At 54.3% G+C, this 17,384-nt stretch carries 18 protein-coding genes; 16 read left to right on the top strand and 2 right to left on the bottom strand.

What is annotated here, in order from left to right:
* Positions 1-72: 72 nt before the first annotated feature.
* Positions 73-678 (top strand): dCTP deaminase, encoded by a 606-nt coding sequence (gene dcd / locus AINA4_RS07745; protein ID WP_281786869.1) that lies wholly within the window; start codon positions 73-75, stop codon positions 676-678.
* Positions 679-720: 42 nt separating this feature from the next.
* On the opposite strand, the gene idi is transcribed toward dcd, so the two are convergent.
* Positions 721-1,266 carry an isopentenyl-diphosphate Delta-isomerase gene (gene idi, locus AINA4_RS07740; protein WP_281786867.1) on the bottom strand — a complete coding sequence of 182 codons (546 nt, stop codon included), beginning with the start codon at positions 1,264-1,266 and terminating at the stop codon, positions 721-723.
* Positions 1,267-1,300: 34 nt separating this feature from the next.
* Between idi and AINA4_RS07735 the strand changes: the two genes are divergently transcribed.
* Genes AINA4_RS07735 through AINA4_RS07705 form a run of 7 tightly spaced genes read left to right on the top strand, consistent with a single transcriptional unit; the run spans position 1,301 to position 7,525 of the window.
* Positions 1,301-2,371, top strand: a complete 1,071-nt coding sequence (locus AINA4_RS07735) for a polyprenyl synthetase family protein (protein ID WP_281786865.1) — start codon at positions 1,301-1,303, stop codon at positions 2,369-2,371.
* Positions 2,368-3,282 carry a phytoene/squalene synthase family protein gene (locus AINA4_RS07730; RefSeq protein ID WP_281786864.1) on the top strand — a complete coding sequence of 305 codons (915 nt, stop codon included), beginning with the start codon at positions 2,368-2,370 and terminating at the stop codon, positions 3,280-3,282. Before AINA4_RS07735 ends, AINA4_RS07730 begins: the two co-directional genes overlap by 4 nt.
* Positions 3,279-4,892 carry a phytoene desaturase family protein gene (gene crtI / locus AINA4_RS07725; protein ID WP_281786863.1) on the top strand — a complete coding sequence of 538 codons (1,614 nt, stop codon included), beginning with the start codon at positions 3,279-3,281 and terminating at the stop codon, positions 4,890-4,892. Before AINA4_RS07730 ends, crtI begins: the two co-directional genes overlap by 4 nt.
* A 5-nt stretch (positions 4,893-4,897) precedes the next feature.
* Positions 4,898-5,209, top strand: coding sequence for a lycopene cyclase domain-containing protein (locus AINA4_RS07720; RefSeq protein WP_281786861.1), 312 nt, complete (start codon positions 4,898-4,900; stop codon positions 5,207-5,209).
* Positions 5,206-5,529: a lycopene cyclase domain-containing protein gene (locus tag AINA4_RS07715; RefSeq protein ID WP_281786859.1), complete on the top strand. Its 324-nt coding sequence runs from the start codon at positions 5,206-5,208 to the stop codon at positions 5,527-5,529. Before AINA4_RS07720 ends, AINA4_RS07715 begins: the two co-directional genes overlap by 4 nt.
* Positions 5,526-6,407, top strand: a complete 882-nt coding sequence (locus AINA4_RS07710; RefSeq protein WP_281786857.1) for a prenyltransferase — start codon at positions 5,526-5,528, stop codon at positions 6,405-6,407. The genes AINA4_RS07715 and AINA4_RS07710 overlap by 4 nt, the downstream gene beginning before the upstream one ends.
* A 26-nt stretch (positions 6,408-6,433) precedes the next feature.
* Complete coding sequence (locus AINA4_RS07705; protein ID WP_281786855.1) at positions 6,434-7,525, top strand: NADH:flavin oxidoreductase/NADH oxidase; 1,092 nt, start codon at positions 6,434-6,436, stop codon at positions 7,523-7,525.
* Here AINA4_RS07705 and AINA4_RS07700 read toward each other — a convergent pair.
* Positions 7,522-8,898: an MFS transporter gene (locus AINA4_RS07700; RefSeq protein WP_281786854.1), complete on the bottom strand. Its 1,377-nt coding sequence runs from the start codon at positions 8,896-8,898 to the stop codon at positions 7,522-7,524. The two genes, AINA4_RS07705 and AINA4_RS07700, sit on opposite strands and share 4 nt — an antisense overlap.
* Positions 8,899-9,128: 230 nt before the next feature.
* On the opposite strand from AINA4_RS07700, the gene dnaK reads away from it, so the two are divergent.
* The 8 genes from dnaK to AINA4_RS07660 all read left to right on the top strand — a co-directional run bounded on the left by dnaK (position 9,129) and on the right by AINA4_RS07660 (position 17,281).
* Positions 9,129-11,000: a molecular chaperone DnaK gene (gene dnaK / locus AINA4_RS07695; RefSeq protein WP_281786853.1), complete on the top strand. Its 1,872-nt coding sequence runs from the start codon at positions 9,129-9,131 to the stop codon at positions 10,998-11,000.
* 2 nt (positions 11,001-11,002) lie between these two features.
* The gene (locus tag AINA4_RS07690) at positions 11,003-11,626 is read left to right on the top strand and encodes a nucleotide exchange factor GrpE (protein WP_281786852.1); all 624 of its coding nucleotides are present in this window, start codon (positions 11,003-11,005) and stop codon (positions 11,624-11,626) included.
* Between the two features lie 32 nt (positions 11,627-11,658).
* Complete coding sequence (locus AINA4_RS07685) at positions 11,659-12,636, top strand: DnaJ C-terminal domain-containing protein (protein WP_281786850.1); 978 nt, start codon at positions 11,659-11,661, stop codon at positions 12,634-12,636.
* A gap of 29 nt (positions 12,637-12,665) precedes the next feature.
* Complete coding sequence (locus AINA4_RS07680; protein WP_281786849.1) at positions 12,666-13,082, top strand: MerR family transcriptional regulator; 417 nt, start codon at positions 12,666-12,668, stop codon at positions 13,080-13,082.
* A gap of 104 nt (positions 13,083-13,186) precedes the next feature.
* The gene (locus tag AINA4_RS07675; RefSeq protein WP_281786848.1) at positions 13,187-13,414 is read left to right on the top strand and encodes a hypothetical protein; all 228 of its coding nucleotides are present in this window, start codon (positions 13,187-13,189) and stop codon (positions 13,412-13,414) included.
* A 15-nt stretch (positions 13,415-13,429) separates the two neighbouring features.
* On the top strand, positions 13,430-13,801 hold the full coding sequence (locus AINA4_RS07670) for a nuclear transport factor 2 family protein (RefSeq protein WP_281786847.1): 372 nt from the start codon (positions 13,430-13,432) through the stop codon (positions 13,799-13,801).
* A gap of 9 nt (positions 13,802-13,810) precedes the next feature.
* Entirely contained in the window at positions 13,811-14,971 is a 1,161-nt protein-coding gene (locus AINA4_RS07665; protein WP_281786845.1) for a class I SAM-dependent methyltransferase, read from the top strand.
* Positions 14,972-15,085: 114 nt separating this feature from the next.
* Positions 15,086-17,281: an AAA family ATPase gene (locus tag AINA4_RS07660; RefSeq protein ID WP_281786843.1), complete on the top strand. Its 2,196-nt coding sequence runs from the start codon at positions 15,086-15,088 to the stop codon at positions 17,279-17,281.
* Positions 17,282-17,384 lie beyond the last annotated feature (103 nt).

Here is a 17,384-nt window from a genome sequence, read left to right as displayed (position 1 = left end):
CATTTCAGAACTCTGCATTCAGGGCCGAGTGCCTGCCCAAAACGCAGAGTTTCCCTCAGCTAGACTGAACTTATGCTTCTTTCTGATCGCGATATTCGTGCTGAACTCGAGTCTGGTCGTATTGGTTTAGACCCGTTAGCTGATGACATGATTCAGCCTTCGAGCGTTGATGTTCGAATCGACCGGTACTTCCGCTTGTTCGATAACCACAAGTATCCCTACATCGACCCAGCAGAAGATCAACCTGACCTCACTCGTCTGATCGAAGTTGACCCCAACGAACCGTTCATCCTGCACCCCGGAGAGTTTGTTCTCGGAGCAACCTATGAGCAGGTCTCTTTGCCTGATGACATCGCAGCGCGCCTAGAGGGTAAGAGTTCGCTGGGCCGTCTTGGCTTAGTCACTCACTCCACCGCCGGTTTTATTGACCCCGGTTTTTCCGGCCACATCACATTGGAACTGTCTAACATGGCAACGCTTCCGATTAAGTTGTGGCCTGGAATGAAGATTGGTCAGCTCTGTTTCTTCAAGCTCACCTCCCCAGCAGAAAAGCCATACGGTTCTGCCGAGTACAAGTCTCGCTACCACGGTCAGCGCGGCCCGACTGCCTCACGCTCATTCCTAAACTTCCACCGCACCGATGTGAGTGCAACTGACGCAGGAGCAATTGGCGGATAAGTTTCGTTATTGAAAAGAGGAGCCCTGGGCTCCTCTTTTTATTTAAGCGCGGGGAGAGAGAAAACCGGCAGAAGCTAAACGTGGCAACTGCAGTGTCAGCCAGGGGCTGAAAGCAAAACCTGACTTCTCAACCGACTCGAGAAGCGCTTGAGGGTCTGCCCAGGTGTATTCCTCTACTTCATCTGGATTCGGGTTTGGCTCACCCTCGGCAAGAGCAACATAAACAGGACAAATTTCATTTTCGACGATGCCAGAAGCATCGACCGCGCGATAGCGAAAATCAGGCAGTGCACTTTTTACCGTGGCGAGACGGAGTCCCAGTTCTTCCTCAGCACGGCGGTGAATAGCCTCGACAAAGTCCTCTCCAGGACCTGGGTGGCCGCAGAAAGAGTTAGTCCACACACCAGGCCAGGTCTTTTTGGCTAGTGCGCGTCGTGTGACGAGAATCTTGCCCTCCGAGTTGAAGACGTGGCAGGAGAAAGCCAGGTGGAGGTGAGTATCTACTGTGTGCACGTCTGCCTTATCGGCTGTTCCGATGGCAGTTCCATCCTCCGACAGGAGAACTACAAGTTCACGGGGTTCACCCATGTTTTGCTCCTGTTCGGTCAGTTAGTCTGGAGTAGTGAGCATTCCCAGCCAAGAAGCCGAGATGACGCGCCACCTTGCGCTCGTTGAAGAGGTTCTCGATCGCTTCTTTAGCCTATCCACTCAACGGGCTGCCACACTCGCACCTGCCTATGAGGCGTTGTGGAAGACACTACGTTCCAATGCGTCAGGTGGAAAGCGTTTCCGCCCACAAATGGTGATGACGGCCTACACCGCACTGGGCGGATCTGATCTACGTTCGGCTGCGCATGTAGGTGCCTCCTTCGAACTTCTCCATACCGCGCTCATTGTTCACGATGATGTGGTCGACCGCGACTTTGTTCGCCGTGGAATTCCAAACGTTTCCGGAAGCTACCGTGATGTGGCACAGACCGCGGGCCTGTCGCTGCCCACGGCAGAACACCGAGGAATGTCTGTTGCGGTCATCGCAGGAGACCTTGCTCTGACGGGATCGTTCCGACTCATGGAAAGAGCGAGTGCAAACCCGCAGGTTCGTGACGCACTCGTTGAATTGCTTGACCGCGCCGTTTTTGATTCGGCAGCTGGTGAACTCATTGACGTGGACTTCTCGCTCTATTCCGGAATGCCCAGCATTGAAGAGATTGTTCACATGGAGCGCCTCAAGACCGCGGTGTATTCCTTCGAGGCACCCCTACAAGCAGGAGCTCTGCTTGCCGGTGCCACGCACGAGGTCATTGCTGCTCTTGGAGAGTTCGGTCGAAATATCGGTATTGCCTATCAAGTCGTCGATGACCTGTTGGGCGTTTTTGGAAACGAAGCTTCGACTGGAAAAACCACACTCGGCGACCTTCGCGAAGGAAAGCGCACGGCACTAATCGCTTTCGCGTCACAAACAGCCGAATGGAAGAACATTTCCCACCTCGTTGGCGACAGCACCCTCTCTGATGAGGAAGCTGCAACAGTGCGTGAGGTCTTGGAGCGAACCGGAGCAAAGCAATACACCCAGCGACTTGCTTCCGACTACGCAGACGAAGCCGTCGCTGCATTGCACGGTGCAGGTATTCCTCAGGCACTAATTGACCAGCTCACTCCCCTGGTCACCGCGGTTGTGGAGCGCGTGCGATGAGCCACGACAAGCTAGTCCAGGACGCCTCCGTGCCCGTAAGCGAACAGCCCACCAGGCAAAGTGCACTCTACGACCGTGTCGCAGAGCAAACCGCGAGCATGATTATTCGCGAATACTCCACCTCCTTCGGTCTTGCGGCCAGACTGTTAGGCAAAGGGGTTCGCCAAGATGTTGAGAACATCTATGGCTTGGTTCGTCTAGCCGATGAGATTGTCGACGGCGTCGCTGCGTATGCCGGTGTGAGCGAGAAAGACATACGTCGCCTCCTCGACGAGCTCGAAACAGAAACTGAAGCGGCCATGCGACGCGGCTACAGCACCAACCTCGTGGTGCACGCTTTTGCCTTGACTGCCCGCAGGACAGGAATTGAACCTGATCTCACGCGACCCTTCTTCACCTCGATGCGGGTCGACATCACGCGGGTCACCCACACTCCCGAAAGTTTCGATGAGTATGTCTATGGCTCTGCAGAAGTTGTGGGCCTGATGTGTTTGAAAGCTTTCCTGCGCGGTCAGGACATCACCCCTGAACAAAATGACACGTTTGTGATGGGGGCACGCAAGCTCGGTGCCGCATTCCAGAAGGTGAACTTCCTGCGTGACCTCAGCGCGGACGTGGACGCCCTTGGTCGGAGCTATTTCCCCGGAATCAACATTGCGACCTTCACGGAAGAAGACAAGGTTCGCCTGGTTGCAGACATCGATTCTGATCTTGCAATCTCGGGAGCCATCGTCCCGTTCCTGCCTTCAACAAGCCGCAGGGCTGTTGCATTGGCTCAAAATCTTTTTGCTGAACTCAACCGCAGGATTGCTCGCACTCCTGCCTCTGAACTGAAGCACACCCGCGTGAGCGTGCCGACACTCGTCAAGGCCCGCCTCGCACTTGCAGCACTGTTAGGAAAAACCTCATGACCAAATCCGTAGTGATCATTGGTGGCGGTATCGCCGGCCTGGCCTCGGCAGCTCTTCTTGCCCGAGACGGGTATCAGGTAACCCTGCTTGAGAAGCACAAAAACGTCGGTGGCCGTGCAGGAAACTGGGAAAAAGACGGATTCCGCTTCGACACCGGCCCTTCCTGGTATCTCATGCCAGAAGTTTTTGATCACTTCTACAAGCTCATGGGCACCTCGAGTGAGGAACAGCTAACCCTCACCAAACTCAACCCTGGATACCGCGTGCTGTGTGAAGACGACGGCGTCTACCCAGCTCGCCCCATTGACGTTCTCGACAATCGTGAAGACAACCTCGCGCTCTTTGAAGAAATCGAGCCAGGCTCACGTCCTGCGATGGAGCGCTACCTCGACTCCGCAAAAGATACTTACGAGATCGCCAAGAAGCGTTTCCTCTACACGAGCTTTGAGAAGTACAGCCCACTGCTTCGTTCTGATGTTCTGAGCCGCACACCCAAACTTGCCAAGCTGTTGAACGAGTCCCTCTACAAGTTTGCAGCCCGTCACGTCAGCGACCCCAGACTGCAACAGATTCTCGGATACCCTGCAGTGTTCCTCGGCTCCAGCCCCTACATCACCCCTTCGATGTATCACTTGATGAGCTACCTCGATCTTGAAGATGGTGTGCTCTATGCACAAGGCGGCTTCAATCGTGTCATTGAAAGTATTCGCGACATCGCGCTCGCCGAAGGCGTGAACCTCATCACTGAAGCTAATGTGAGCAAGATTCTCACCACCGTCAACCCTGCCGGGCACAAAACTAAGGCAAAGGCTGTTGGGGTTGAATACACCAAAGGTAAATCAAAGAGCGTGACGACTATCCCAGCCGACATCGTTGTCTCAGCTGCAGACCTCCACTTCACGGAAACACAGCTTCTTCCTGAAGCGTTGCAAACCTATGGAGAAAGCTACTGGGAGAAGAAAGTTTCAGGCCCCAGTGCTGTGCTCGTCTACTTAGGAGTCAAGGGTGATGTTCCTGAGTTGGAACACCACACCCTTTTCTTCACCAATGACTGGGAGGGGGACTTTGCCAAAATCTTTGACCAGCCCACCTCTGTTCCCGACCCTGCGAACATTTATGTTTGTAAGCCCAGTGCAACAGACAACGGTGTAGCACCCAAGGGAGACACGAACCTCTTCATCCTTGTCCCCATTCCCGCTGATGTTTCCATTGGTAAGGGTGGCATTGATGGCAAGGGAAGCAAGCAGGTCGAAGCAGTCGCAGACAAGGTCATCAAACAAATCTCTGTCTGGGCAGGAATTCCAGACCTTGCTGAGCGCATCATTGTTCGCAAAACGGTGGGACCAGCAGACTTCGCCAACGACCTCAACTCCTGGATGGGTGGAGCACTTGGCCCCAGCCACATCCTTTCCCAGAGCGCGTTCTTCCGTTCGGGCAACATCTCCAAGAAAGTTCAAGACCTCTACTACACAGGGGGAACAACCATTCCTGGCATCGGTTTGCCTATGTGTTTGATCAGTGCAGAAATTTTGGTCAAGCGCCTGCGCGGAGACACCTCCACAGAACCGCTGCCAGAACCCCTGTTTCCCACGGTCGATAAAACTGCTTAGTACCCATGGGTTTTCTCTATCTCGCAGCTTTGCTGGTGTCTATCACCGGCATGATTTTGCTGGATAGACGCCACACGTTGTTCTTTTGGCAAGATGCCAGACGCGCAACTGTGGTGCTGGCCACCGGGCTGGTGTTCTTCCTCAGCTGGGATCTTGTCGGGATTGATGCCGGAGTTTTCTTCCGAGGTGAAGGGCCCTGGATGACAGGAATCCTGCTGGCCCCGGAGCTCCCTCTCGAAGAAGTGTTCTTCTTGACCCTGCTGTGTTACATGACCATGAACGTTTTCTCCGCCTTCACTAATGTGGTGAAAAAGTGACCTACGCTCTGCTCAATACCGTCTTTCTTGGCCTCGCCTTGTGGTTCATGGTCATTGCTTATGTGGTCAGCGCTCGCCGCGGTGTTGAGGTTGGCCGCAAGCTCTATAAGGTTCTGGGGCTCATCCTGGCTGTCATGCTCATCACGACGGCGATTTTCGACAACGTCATCATTGGGGTTGGACTCGTGGCTTATGACCCCAGCACTTTACTGGGGGCATATATCGGCATCGCTCCGATAGAGGACTTTGCGTACACCCTCGCGGGGGTCATGATTCTGCCAGCGCTGTGGATTTTGTTGGGAACATGGAAGAAGAGATGAACACCCTGAAACAACTCTTCGTTTCCTCGCGCCCACTGTCCTGGGTAAACACGGCCTTCCCTTTCGCCGCAGCGTACTTTTTCACGACTGGCCGCGTTGACGCCGTATTGATTGTGGGAACAATCTTCTTCCTCATCCCTTACAACCTCGCGATGTATGGCATCAACGATGTCTTTGATTACGAGTCAGACTTGCGCAACCCTCGCAAGGGCGGAGTTGAGGGCGCTGTTCTCGATCGCAGTCTTCACAAGGTGACGTTGTGGGCTGTTGTGATCACGAACGTTCCCTTCCTTGTCTATCTCGTTTCGATCGGGAATTTCGAGTCCAACATCACTCTGGCCGTCAGCATGTTTGCTGTGGTGGCGTATTCAATAAAGGGGCTGCGCTTCAAGGAGATTCCCGTCCTGGACTCTATGACCAGCGCGACCCACTTTGTAAGCCCTGCGGTGTTTGGTGTGATGATGGCAGGGGCTAATGTCACTCCTTCGCTCTGGCTCATCTTGAATGCGTTCTTCCTCTGGGGAATGGCATCACATGCTTTCGGGGCTATTCAAGACATTCAAGCTGACCGCGAAGCACAGCTCTCGTCCATTGCAACAGTCTTTGGCGCAGCCAACACAACACGGTTCGCGCTGGGGTGTTACACGCTCGCTGGAGTACTGATTCTTTCCGGAGCTTTCTTTTCCGACCCTTCCTGGTATTACTGGGTCGCGGCTGCGACTGCGGTTCCGTATGTCTTGATGGTGTGGCCATTTAGGAATTTGAAGGATGCCGACTGTGAGCAGGCTAACCGAGGTTGGAAGAAGTTTTTGGGTATTAACTTCTTTGCCGGGTTTGTTATCTGCATGCTGTTGATCACTGCACTGCAGCAGGGGTAGCCCTGTTCCCCCGGTAGCGTGGAGCTATGAACGCACCCACTTTGTTCACACCGATCACACTTCGTCATCTCACTATCCGTAACCGGGTATGGGTTCCACCAATGTGCATGTACAGCGCACTAGGTAAAGATGGTGTTCCCACTGACTTCCACCGCGCTCATTACGGCGCACTTTCTCTCGGCGGTGCCGGGCTCATCATCGTTGAAGCTACGGCAGTAAATCCTGAAGGTCGTATTTCTTTCCACGACTTAGGTATCTGGAATGATGACCAGGTCGCAGCATTCACCCCGATTGTGTCCTTCATGGCAGCAAACGGTGTTGTCCCCGGAATTCAACTGGCACACGCAGGCCGCAAAGCATCCACGTATCCCGGTTGGGGATATCCCGGAATTGACGGCACAGTACCCGTAGAAGAGGGTGGTTGGATTCCGCTAGGTCCTTCAGCTAATGCATTTGAGGGATACGCCCAAGCACAAGCAATGACAGCTGAGCAGATCTCGCAGGTTGTTGCTGATTTTGCTTCAGCAGCTCGCCGTGCTGTGGAAGCGGGGTTCCAGGTTCTGGAGATTCACTCCGCACACGGATATCTCATTCACGAATTCCTCTCACCACTCACGAATGAGCGCACGGATGATTTCGGTGGCCCGCTCAAGAACCGCGCGCGACTTCTGCTCGATATTGTTCGAGCTGTGCGCACAGAAGTGGGCGAAGAGATCGTGTTGTTTGTTCGATTCTCAGCAACTGACTGGGTTGAAGGCGGCTGGAATGAAGAAGAGACGAGCATTGTCACCGACTGGGTGAAGGACTTAGGTGCTGACACGGTTGATATTTCAACCGGCGGTCTTATCGCTGGTGCCAAGATTCCTGTTGGCCCGGGATACCAAGTACCTCTTGCTCACTATGTGAAAGAGCATGCTCACCTACCTACCAGTGCCGTAGGAATGATTACGACTGCCGAGCAGGCAAACGACATTATTGCCTCAGGTCGCGCCGACGCTGTCATGCTCGGACGGGAACACCTGCGCGATCCACACTTTGCTCTTCGTGCTGCTGCGCAGCTCGGGGTTGATGTGGACTATGCCCCACAGCAATATGGGCGAGCTCCTTATCCGCGTTAGCGAATGAACTTTGCCCGAAGGGGCAACATGAGCAAAAGTCCAGCAAGAAGCACAACCACGATGCCGAGGATGCCGAAGTAGGTGGCACCACCAAGCAGGACGAACAGTGCAAAGAGCGAGGGAGCAAGGAAGCTCACCGCACGACCTGTTGTGGCGTAGAGACCAAAGATCTCACCTTCCTGGCCTTCAGGTGCGAGGTGTCCAAGGTAGGCACGAGCTGAAGCTTGCGCGGGCCCAACGAAGAACGTCAGCATCAGACCGCCAATCCAGAAGGCGGTTGCCCCGCCGTCGTGGAAGAAGAACAGCGCAATACCAGTGACAACGAGCCCGGCAAGAGCAATCACGATGACACGCTTAGAGCCGATCTTGTCGTCGATCCAACCAGAGAACAGAACACCAATACCTGCGACCAGGTTGCCTCCGATGGCGAAGAGAATCACTTCTGTGAAACTGAGCCCAAAGACTGTTCCTGCCAGGATGCCTCCAAAAGCAAAGACGGCTGCAAGACCATCGCGGAATACGGCGCTAGCGAGAAGGAAGTAGAAGGTGGGGCGTGCGTTCTTATACAGGTCTGCAATTTTGCGGAACAAGATTTTGTAGGACTCGATGATTCCCGCTTTGTGGCCTGGAGTCGTTGCGGTGTTCTCTGGAACATTGAACAAAACCGGGAGCGAGAAAACTAAAGCCCACACCGCAGCCAGTACCGTGACGGCGCGAATGTTCATGCCGGCTTCTGTAGTGATTCCAAACCAATAGGGAGGGTCGCCGAGCACGAAGCCAACGAGGGCAATCAGGAGAACAAAGATTCCACCGAAATATCCCATTCCCCAGCCGAAGCCCGAGACACGACCCATGGTTTTTGGTGTAGACACCTGCAGCAGCATGGCGTTGTAGTTCACATTCGCCATTTCGTAGAACACGTTACCCACGGTCAACAGAACGATGCCCATGACGAAGAACTGCGGGGTTCCTTCTACAAAGAACATTCCAAAGGTTGCCGCAATGACAATACCTGTGTTAATTCCCAGCCACAGCTTGCGCTTACCGCCGGCATCAGTGCGTTGGCCCACAATCGGAGCAACAAGGGCAACTGCTACGCCACCTATGGCCAGCGCCCATCCCACCCAGCTGGTGAGGTTGGCTTCGGCGGCCTGGAAGTTTTCGAGCGCGGGCCCGGTGGCAACCCCTTCGCCCCCGGCTGATTCGTAAGCTTTGACGATCTCAGGGTCGATGAAGTAACTGGAGACGATGTAACGCGCAAAGACGAAAGTGGTGATCAGCACACTGAAGGCGGAGGTGCCCCAGTCCCATAAAGCCCACGAGATGACTTGCTTGCGGGGGATTTTGACTTCAACAGCACCGGTGCTTGACATGTGTTTAGGGTACCCCTCCTGTATCTCCGCGGGAAGAACTCGGGGTAAACACTCCCAAAACAAAAACTTGAGTCGAGAAAGCTCAAGATTTGCTGTGAACGCTTGACGTTGTGTATTCCCCGTGGCAAACTTGATATATCACGACTCAAGTCTTGAACAAGCTTCGGTGAAAACCGCATAAACACAAGGAATTTCCAGCTCACACTGGAATGAAGAAGGAGAACACATATATGTCACGTGCAGTAGGCATTGACCTCGGAACCACCAACTCGGTTGTTTCCGTACTCGAAGGTGGAGAACCCACCGTTATCGCCAACGCTGAAGGTTTCCGTACTACCCCCTCGGTAGTCGCCTTCACAAAGGATGGCGAAGTACTCGTTGGAGAGCCAGCAAAGCGCCAGGCAGTTACCAACGTGGACCGCACCATCGCTTCCGTCAAGCGTCACATCGGTACCGACTGGACCGTATCTATTGACGACAAGAAGTACACCCCACAAGAAATCTCTGCGCGTATCTTGGGCAAGCTCAAGCGCGACGCAGAGACCTACCTCGGTGACACCGTCACCGACGCAGTTATCACTGTCCCCGCTTACTTCAACGACGCTGAGCGTCAGGCAACCAAGGATGCCGGTGAGATCGCAGGTCTGAACGTTCTGCGTATTATCAACGAGCCCACCGCAGCTGCTTTGGCCTACGGCCTCGACAAGGGTAAAGAAGACGAACTCATCCTCGTATTCGACCTCGGTGGTGGAACCTTCGACGTTTCACTGCTTGAAGTGGGTAAGGACGACGACTTCTCAACCATCCAGGTTCGTGCAACCTCCGGTGACAACCGCCTCGGTGGTGACGACTGGGATCAGCGCATCGTGGATCACCTGATCAAGAAGTTCAAGGAGACCACTGGTGTTGACGTGTCCAAGGACAAGATTGCACTCCAGCGTTTGAAGGAAGCTGCAGAGCAGGCAAAGAAGGAGCTCAGCTCCTCCATGAGCACCAGCATCCAGCTGCCTTACCTCTCTCTGACCGAGAATGGCCCAGCCAACCTCGACGAGACCCTCACTCGTGCTCAGTTCGAAGCAATGACCGAAGACCTTATTGCTCGCACCAAGAAGCCATTCGAGGATGTCATCAAGGAAGCCGGAGTCAAGGTCAGTGACATTGCTCACGTTGTCCTCGTGGGTGGTTCGACCCGTATGCCTGCAGTGGCAGAACTGGTCAAGAGCCTCACCGGTGGCAAAGAAGCAAACAAGACCGTGAACCCTGACGAAGTTGTTGCCGTTGGTGCAGCACTGCAGGCAGGTGTTCTGCGTGGAGAGCGCAAGGACGTTCTGCTTATCGACGTCACCCCCCTCAGCCTCGGTATCGAGACCAAGGGTGGAATCATGACCAAGCTAATCGAGCGCAACACTGCGATCCCGACCAAGCGATCTGAAACCTTCACCACAGCTGATGACAACCAGCCTTCGGTATCCATCCAGGTGTTCCAGGGTGAGCGTGAGTTCACTCGCGACAACAAGTCGCTCGGAAACTTCGAGTTGACCGGTATCGCACCAGCACCTCGTGGGGTTCCTCAGGTTGAGGTCACCTTCGACATCGACGCAAACGGTATCGTGCACGTGTCCGCTAAGGACAAGGGTACCGGTAAGGAGCAGTCAATGACGATCACCGGTGGCTCGTCTCTTCCTAAGGAAGACATCGAGCGCATGGTTCGCGAAGCTGAAGAGCACGCAGCTGAAGACAAGGCACGTCGCGAGTCTGCAGAGACCCGAAACGGTGCTGAGCAGATGGTCTATTCCATCGAGAAGCTGATCAAGGAGAACGAAGACAAGCTCCCCGAAGACGTGAAGAACGAAGTTCAGGGCGATGTCGACGCACTCAAGACAGCACTTGCTGGAGACGACGATGCCGCAGTGAAGACTGCATATGACAAGCTCGTCGAAAGCCAGGGCAAGCTCGGTGAAGCAATCTACGCTGCAGGCCAGGCAGAAGCTTCTGCCGAAAGCGCACCTGAAGGCGAAGCTGCTTCTGATGATGATGTTGTCGACGCTGAAGTTGTCGAAGACGACGAGGCTGACGGATCGTCTGAGAAAGACGCTAAGTAAGCATGTCCGACCAGAACGAGAACCCAGTAGAGGAGCCCCTGAACGGGGGCTCCTCCGCAGGGGACACCAGTGAGGTTGGCGAGAACGCCGGCTTTGCTGAAGACCCTGGATATGACGGACCTACTGAAGACGCTTCCTTTGAAGACGCCGATGTAGAAACCTCGCTGACAGATGCCGACCTTTCTTTCCTCGAGCAGGCAGAAAGTGATCTGGCAGCAGAGCGTTTGGCTGACCTTCAGCGCGTAACCGCTGAATACGCCAATTACCGCAAGCGCACCGAAGCCAACCGAGAGATTGAACGAGAGCGCATCATCGGAGACACCGTGAAGATTCTTCTTCCTGTCCTCGATGACATTGACCGTGCAGAAAAGCACGGCGACCTGGCAGAGGGCTCTGCCCTGGCCGCCATCGCCGGCAAACTGCGTGGTGCAACCGAGCGCCTTGGTCTCGTTGCCTATGGTGCAGCAGGTGACCTTTTTGACCCGAACCTGCACGAAGCGATTCTGCAGCAGCCTTCACCAGATGTCACAGCAGAGACGGTGCTGGATGTTGTGGAGACCGGGTACATGATCGGCACCACACAGGTTCGCGCAGCAAAGGTTGTTGTTGCTGTTCCTGCAAACTAGTATCCGAAACGACGTAAAGAAAGGAGGCGCATATGGCCAGTCAAGATTGGTTCGATAAAGACTTTTACAAAGTCCTCGGCGTCTCCAAAGACGCTTCGGAAGCTGAACTGAAGAAGGTCTATCGCAAGCTCGCTCGCGAATATCACCCTGACTCCAATCAGGGAAACGCCAAGGCAGAAGCGAAATTCAAGGAAATCTCTGAAGCGTACTCTGTGCTCTCCGATAAGGAGCAGCGTGCTGAGTATGACCAGATTCGCGCCATGGGTTCCGGTGCACGCTTTAGTGCAGGCGGACCTCAAGGCGGTTTCGAGGATGCCTTCAGCGGGTTTGGCCGTGGCGGCCAGCAGTACACCTTCCAACAGGGAGGCGGCTTTGAAGATATCTTCGGCGGAATGTTTGGCGGCGGAGGTGGCCGATTCGGCCAGGCCTCCGGCGGTTTCCGTGGATTTGGTGGCCCACAGAAGGGACAAGACATTGTCTCCTCTGTCACTATCGATTTCTTTGAAGCATTCCATGGCGACACCATGAGCTTGCAGACCAGTGAGGGCCGAACCGTCAAGGTGAAAATCCCTGCCGGTGTTGCTGATGGACAGAAAATCCGTCTTCGTGGCAAGGGCTATCCCAGCCCCGACGGTGGCGAAGCAGGTGACATTGTTCTCACCGTCAAGGTGAAGAAGCACCCTGTCTTCGAGCGTGACGGACTCAACATCAAAGTGAATGTCCCAGTCACCTTCACAGAGGCAGCACTGGGGGCAACCATTGAGGTTCCCACCCCTGAGGGTGAGACCGTCAAGCTCAAAGTTGCTTCGGGCACACCGAGTGGACGTTCCCTGCGCGTTAAGGGTCGTGGCATTAAGACAGCAAAGGGAACAGGCGACCTCCTCGCTGTTGTTCAAATTGCTGTCCCGAGCCATCTCGATGACGCTGCTAAAGAAGCCCTCGAAAAGTTCGCATCTGTTGCGCCAAGTGAGAACCCTCGCGCAGACTTGCTTGCAGAAGCAAAGCGCTAGCCAACACCCCTCAAGAGATAAGGAAAAGCATGGACGAGAACCAGCCGATCTTTACTATCTCGATGGCTGCAGAACTTGCGGGAATGCACCCGCAGACCCTGCGGCAGTATGACCGCATCGGCCTGGTTCAGCCAGGCCGAACAGCGGGTCAATCCAGGCGTTATTCCATGCGTAACGTTGCTCAGCTTCGCGAAGTTGCCAGACTTAGCGCGGAAGGTCTCTCCCTAGAGGGCATCCGTCGCGTTCTGGATTTAGAGAATCAAAATGACGCACTGCGTGTGCGAGTTCGAGAACTCGAAGCCACCCTTGCGGACGCTCTGCTCAACCAGCCAGGCCGTCGCGTCTTCGCTGCAGGACCTGCAGGTGACGTGGAAAGCCTGCGGGCTGGAACTCGCGCTCGCCGCCGCACAGATGTTGTGGTTTGGCGTCCCTTCGGACGTGACTAGTCCTTCACAGTTCACATTTTCCAGAATTACTCACTGCCAGAGCGGTATCGCCTATCGCTCAATTGCCAGATGCGATTCTTATCAAAACCAGTAACAATAGGGATGTGATCTATTTGGATAACCCACAGGTATGGACTCTCATCGGAGTTTTCAGTGCAGTGATTTTTGCCCTTATTGGTGTTGTTTTTGCAAGTTTCAGGATGATTGGGACAGGGCTTCGCGCAGAAATGGCGAGCATGCGAAATGAACTTGGGGCTCGCATGGACGCCAGGTTTGATCACTTAGACCGTGATGTCCAGTTGCTCATGACTAAAGAATTTGGTGATCGCTGAAGTTAGTCTTGTTCCATGACTGACGCAGGAATCCAAACATTGCTCGATGATTACTTTGAGCTCATGCACTCGCAAGACATGTCCCTCTTCGACAAGGTCTTTCACAAAGACAGCAACCTCTACTCGTCAGAGAACGATGAGATCGTGATTCGTCCTCGCGATGTTTATCACGAACAAATGGAAGCGCGTACCTCTCCACAAGATTTGGGCAATGTCCGTCGTGACAAGGTCCTCCTCGTCGACCAGATTTCACCAGAGGTTGCACTCGCAAAAGTCCAGCTCGAGATGTTCGGCGGAGTAATGCAGGACTATCTCAGCTTGCTTCGTGTTGATGGTTCCTGGTTTGTTATCTCCAAGTTGTACAAGCAGGTTGGCAAGTCCGAATAGTCTCAAAGGGTGAGTTCATTTCCTTTCGAATCCCTCAGGCGTTGGCCTGATCTGGAGTCCCCCGAACTCGTTGCCGTTGATGCCGCCGACCGTCTCCTGTTAACTGAACTTCAGCGCGCTGTTGAGATTGATCCAACCCTGCTTGCAAGCCCGCTATCCATCATCGGAGACACTCACGGAGCATTGACATTAGGCGCCCTAGCTGAGGCTGGGTTTACTGAGGTTCTTGTTCACCAAGATGCACGTTCAGGTGAACTTGCACTGATGAATAACGCGCAGGAACTTTCGGATTCCTATCCGCCTTCATCGACCTTTCAGAATCTTCCACTTTCCAGTGAACTGGTTGTTTCCTCGAGGATTGTTGTGTTGCGTTTACCGCGCTCGCTGGAGCAATTAGAGCAAAGGGCGGCACTTATTGCGGCCTACTCTGCTGACGATGTTCTCGTGTTGGCCGGCGGTCGCATCAAACACATGACCCTGAGCATGAATGAGACCTTGGGGAAGTTTTTCACTCAGGTTGAAGCAAGTCTTGCTGAGCAAAAGTCACGTGTCATTCGCGCACGTGGACCAAAGAAACAAGCAGCGCTCGAGGCCCTCACCTCATGGCCCAAGAGTGAATACCACGCGGATGTTGATCTGACGGTGTGTGCTCAAGGTGGTGCTTTTGCAGGAATCTCTATCGACATAGGCACCTACGACCTGCTTGCGGTGTTAGACAGAGTTTCGGGTCAGCAGGGTATGCGCATTATTGACTTTGGTTGTGGAACGGGTGTTCTCGCTGCCCAAATAGCAAAACTTCGACCAACAGCGACAGTGATCGCCAGCGATCAGTCTGCCGCCGCTGTCGAATCAGCGAGAGCAACTATGGAGGCAAACAACCTCAGTGATCGCGTCACTGTGGTTCGCGACGACGGACTGTCTTCACAAGAAGACAGCTCCGCCGACCTCATTCTGTTCAACCCGCCTTTTCACTCCGGCGCTGCCGTTCATGCAGGCACGAGCTTGAGGCTGTTTGCCGAGGCAGGAAGGGTGCTCAGACCTGGCGGGGAATTGTGGGTGGTGGCTAATCGCCACCTGAGTTACAAGCCCGCATTGCGCAAACTAGTGGGAGAGACCCGTGAGGTTCGCAGGACTCCGAAGTTCACGGTGACGAAGTCCATCAAGGGGTAGTTCTCAGCTTTCTTTCAGCTTCAGGCCTAGAGAAAATAGGACCAGAGGAGTAAACTTGAGTCATCATCACTCAACTTTGTTTGGTGATGAAATCCACACAAGGAGAAAGAAAACATGCAACAAGAGCCGCAAGAAAACAAGAGCGCGCTCGAACAATTTGGTGTTAACCTCACTGAAATTGCAAAGAGCGGCAAGCTCGACCCCGTCATCGGCCGTGATGCCGAAATCCGTCGAGTCAGCCAAGTGCTAACTCGACGAACCAAGAACAACCCCGTCCTGATCGGTGAACCAGGCGTTGGAAAAACTGCTGTCGTTGAAGGACTCGCCCAGCGAATTGTCGCTGGTGACGTCGCCGACAGTTTGAAAGATAAGCAGCTTGTCTCACTCGATATCTCAGCCCTGATTGCAGGTGCAAAGTATCGAGGTGAATTCGAAGAACGCCTCAAGGCAGTTCTCAAAGAAATCAATGACTCAGATGGTCAGATCATCACCTTCATCGACGAACTCCACACCCTGATGGGTGCTGGCGGAGGTGAAGGCTCCGTGGCAGCAGCCAACATGCTCAAGCCCATGCTTGCTCGTGGTGAGCTCCGCCTGATCGGTGCCACCACCCTGGATGAGTACCGTGAGTTCATTGAGAAGGACGCAGCACTCGAGCGTCGTTTCCAGCAAGTTTTCGTGGGCGAGCCCAGTGTTGAAGACACTGTGGCAATCCTTCGTGGGCTCAAAGAGCGTTACGAGGCACACCACAAGGTAGCTATTGCAGACAACGCACTCGTTGCTGCCGCAGCACTATCCAACCGGTACATCACCAGCCGGCAGCTTCCTGACAAGGCCATCGACCTCATCGATGAAGCAGCGAGCCGCCTGCGTATGGAAATTGACTCGGCTCCCGTCGAGATTGATGAACTGCGCCGCAGTGTTGACCGACTCAAGCTTGAAGAGCTTGCTCTGAAGAAAGAGAAGGACGACGCCTCCAAAGAACGTCTTGCGAAACTGCGTGAAGACATGGCTGAACGCAACGCACGTCTCGAAGACCTTGAACGTCGCTGGGAACAAGAGCGCAGCGCACTCAACCGTGTCGGTGAGCTCAAGACCAAACTAGATGCCGCGCGTATTCAGGCAGAACGTGCACAACGTGAAGGCCAGCTCGAACAAGCCAGCCGTTTGCTCTATGCAGAGATTCCGCAGCTCGAACGTGAGTTAGCTGACGCCGAATCAGCAGAACAAACAGACACCGAACGCATGGTCAATGACCAGGTCACCAGCGAAGACATCGCTTCGGTGATTGCCGCATGGACCGGCATTCCTGTTGATCGTCTGACCAAAGGTGAGACAGAGAAACTGCTCAACCTAGAAAACGAAATTGGCAAGCGCCTCATTGGACAGAAGAAAGCAGTGCAAGCTGTTTCCGAATCTGTTCGTCGTTCGCGCGCTGGAATTTCTGACCCCGATCGCCCAACCGGATCCTTCCTGTTCCTGGGCCCCACTGGCGTTGGAAAGACAGAGCTCGCTAAAGCGCTCGCTGAGTATCTCTTTGATGACGAAAAGGCCATGATTCGTATCGACATGAGCGAATACGGTGAGAAGCACTCCGTCTCGCGTCTGGTTGGTGCTCCTCCCGGATACATCGGGTATGAAGCAGGTGGACAACTCACTGAGGCAGTGCGCCGTCGCCCCTACTCGGTTGTATTGCTCGACGAAGTAGAGAAAGCACACCCTGAAGTTTTCGACGTCTTGCTCCAGGTTCTTGACGACGGACGCCTGACTGACGGCCAGGGTCACACCGTGGACTTCCGCAACGTCATCCTGATTCTCACCTCGAACCTCGGTTCACAGTTCTTGATTGATCCCGACCTGAGCTGGGACGAGAAGGAACGTGCTGTCAACGAGACCGTGCGTCAAGCATTCAAGCCTGAGTTCGTCAACCGTTTGGACGACATTGTGGTGTTCTCGGCTCTGAGCCAAGAAGATCTCGGACAAATCGTCGAGTTGTATATCGATCGTCTCCAGAAGCGTCTGGCAGAGCGACGGCTTGAACTTGCCGTCACTCCTGCAGCTCGGACCTGGTTGGCGGAGCGTGGTTATGACCCCATCTATGGAGCACGTCCTCTTCGCCGCCTGATGCAGCACGAGATTGATGACCGTCTGGCAACAGCAATCCTTGCTGGTGCTGTGCGAGATGGTGACCTTGTTCGAGTTGATCTTGACGGTGACCACCTCACCGTGAGTTCAGACAAGATTCACCCCGTCTTCGACGCAGGGGATGAAGACCCTTTCATCGAAGCCGAGCTCATGGCTGATGAATAAACTTTTCCCTTTTTGGGAATAACCGCACGGGTATCCGGTTATCACTATCGGATGCCCGTGCTCCTGCATGGAAAACCCACGGCTTTACCTCAACAAAAACAAG

The organism is Aurantimicrobium sp. INA4, from assembly GCF_027924525.1.
Lineage (GTDB): Bacteria > Actinomycetota > Actinomycetes > Actinomycetales > Microbacteriaceae > Aurantimicrobium.
Note: the sequence above shows the minus strand (reverse complement) of the source record. Positions and strands in the feature narration are given on the sequence as shown.

Bases quoted from the DNA above. Each gene is read 5' to 3' on its own strand.
- dcd (WP_281786869.1), top strand. From the start codon at position 73: ATGCTTCTTTCTGATCGCGATATTCGTGCTGAACTCGAGTCTGGTCGT.
- idi (WP_281786867.1), bottom strand. From the start codon at position 1,266: ATGGGTGAACCCCGTGAACTTGTAGTTCTCCTGTCGGAGGATGGAACT.
- AINA4_RS07730 (WP_281786864.1), top strand. From the start codon at position 2,368: ATGAGCCACGACAAGCTAGTCCAGGACGCCTCCGTGCCCGTAAGCGAA.
- crtI (WP_281786863.1), top strand. From the start codon at position 3,279: ATGACCAAATCCGTAGTGATCATTGGTGGCGGTATCGCCGGCCTGGCC.
- AINA4_RS07720 (WP_281786861.1), top strand. From the start codon at position 4,898: ATGGGTTTTCTCTATCTCGCAGCTTTGCTGGTGTCTATCACCGGCATG.
- AINA4_RS07710 (WP_281786857.1), top strand. From the start codon at position 5,526: ATGAACACCCTGAAACAACTCTTCGTTTCCTCGCGCCCACTGTCCTGG.
- AINA4_RS07705 (WP_281786855.1), top strand. From the start codon at position 6,434: ATGAACGCACCCACTTTGTTCACACCGATCACACTTCGTCATCTCACT.
- AINA4_RS07700 (WP_281786854.1), bottom strand. From the start codon at position 8,898: ATGTCAAGCACCGGTGCTGTTGAAGTCAAAATCCCCCGCAAGCAAGTC.
- dnaK (WP_281786853.1), top strand. From the start codon at position 9,129: ATGTCACGTGCAGTAGGCATTGACCTCGGAACCACCAACTCGGTTGTT.
- AINA4_RS07690 (WP_281786852.1), top strand. From the start codon at position 11,003: ATGTCCGACCAGAACGAGAACCCAGTAGAGGAGCCCCTGAACGGGGGC.
- AINA4_RS07685 (WP_281786850.1), top strand. From the start codon at position 11,659: ATGGCCAGTCAAGATTGGTTCGATAAAGACTTTTACAAAGTCCTCGGC.
- AINA4_RS07680 (WP_281786849.1), top strand. From the start codon at position 12,666: ATGGACGAGAACCAGCCGATCTTTACTATCTCGATGGCTGCAGAACTT.
- AINA4_RS07670 (WP_281786847.1), top strand. From the start codon at position 13,430: ATGACTGACGCAGGAATCCAAACATTGCTCGATGATTACTTTGAGCTC.
- AINA4_RS07660 (WP_281786843.1), top strand. From the start codon at position 15,086: ATGCAACAAGAGCCGCAAGAAAACAAGAGCGCGCTCGAACAATTTGGT.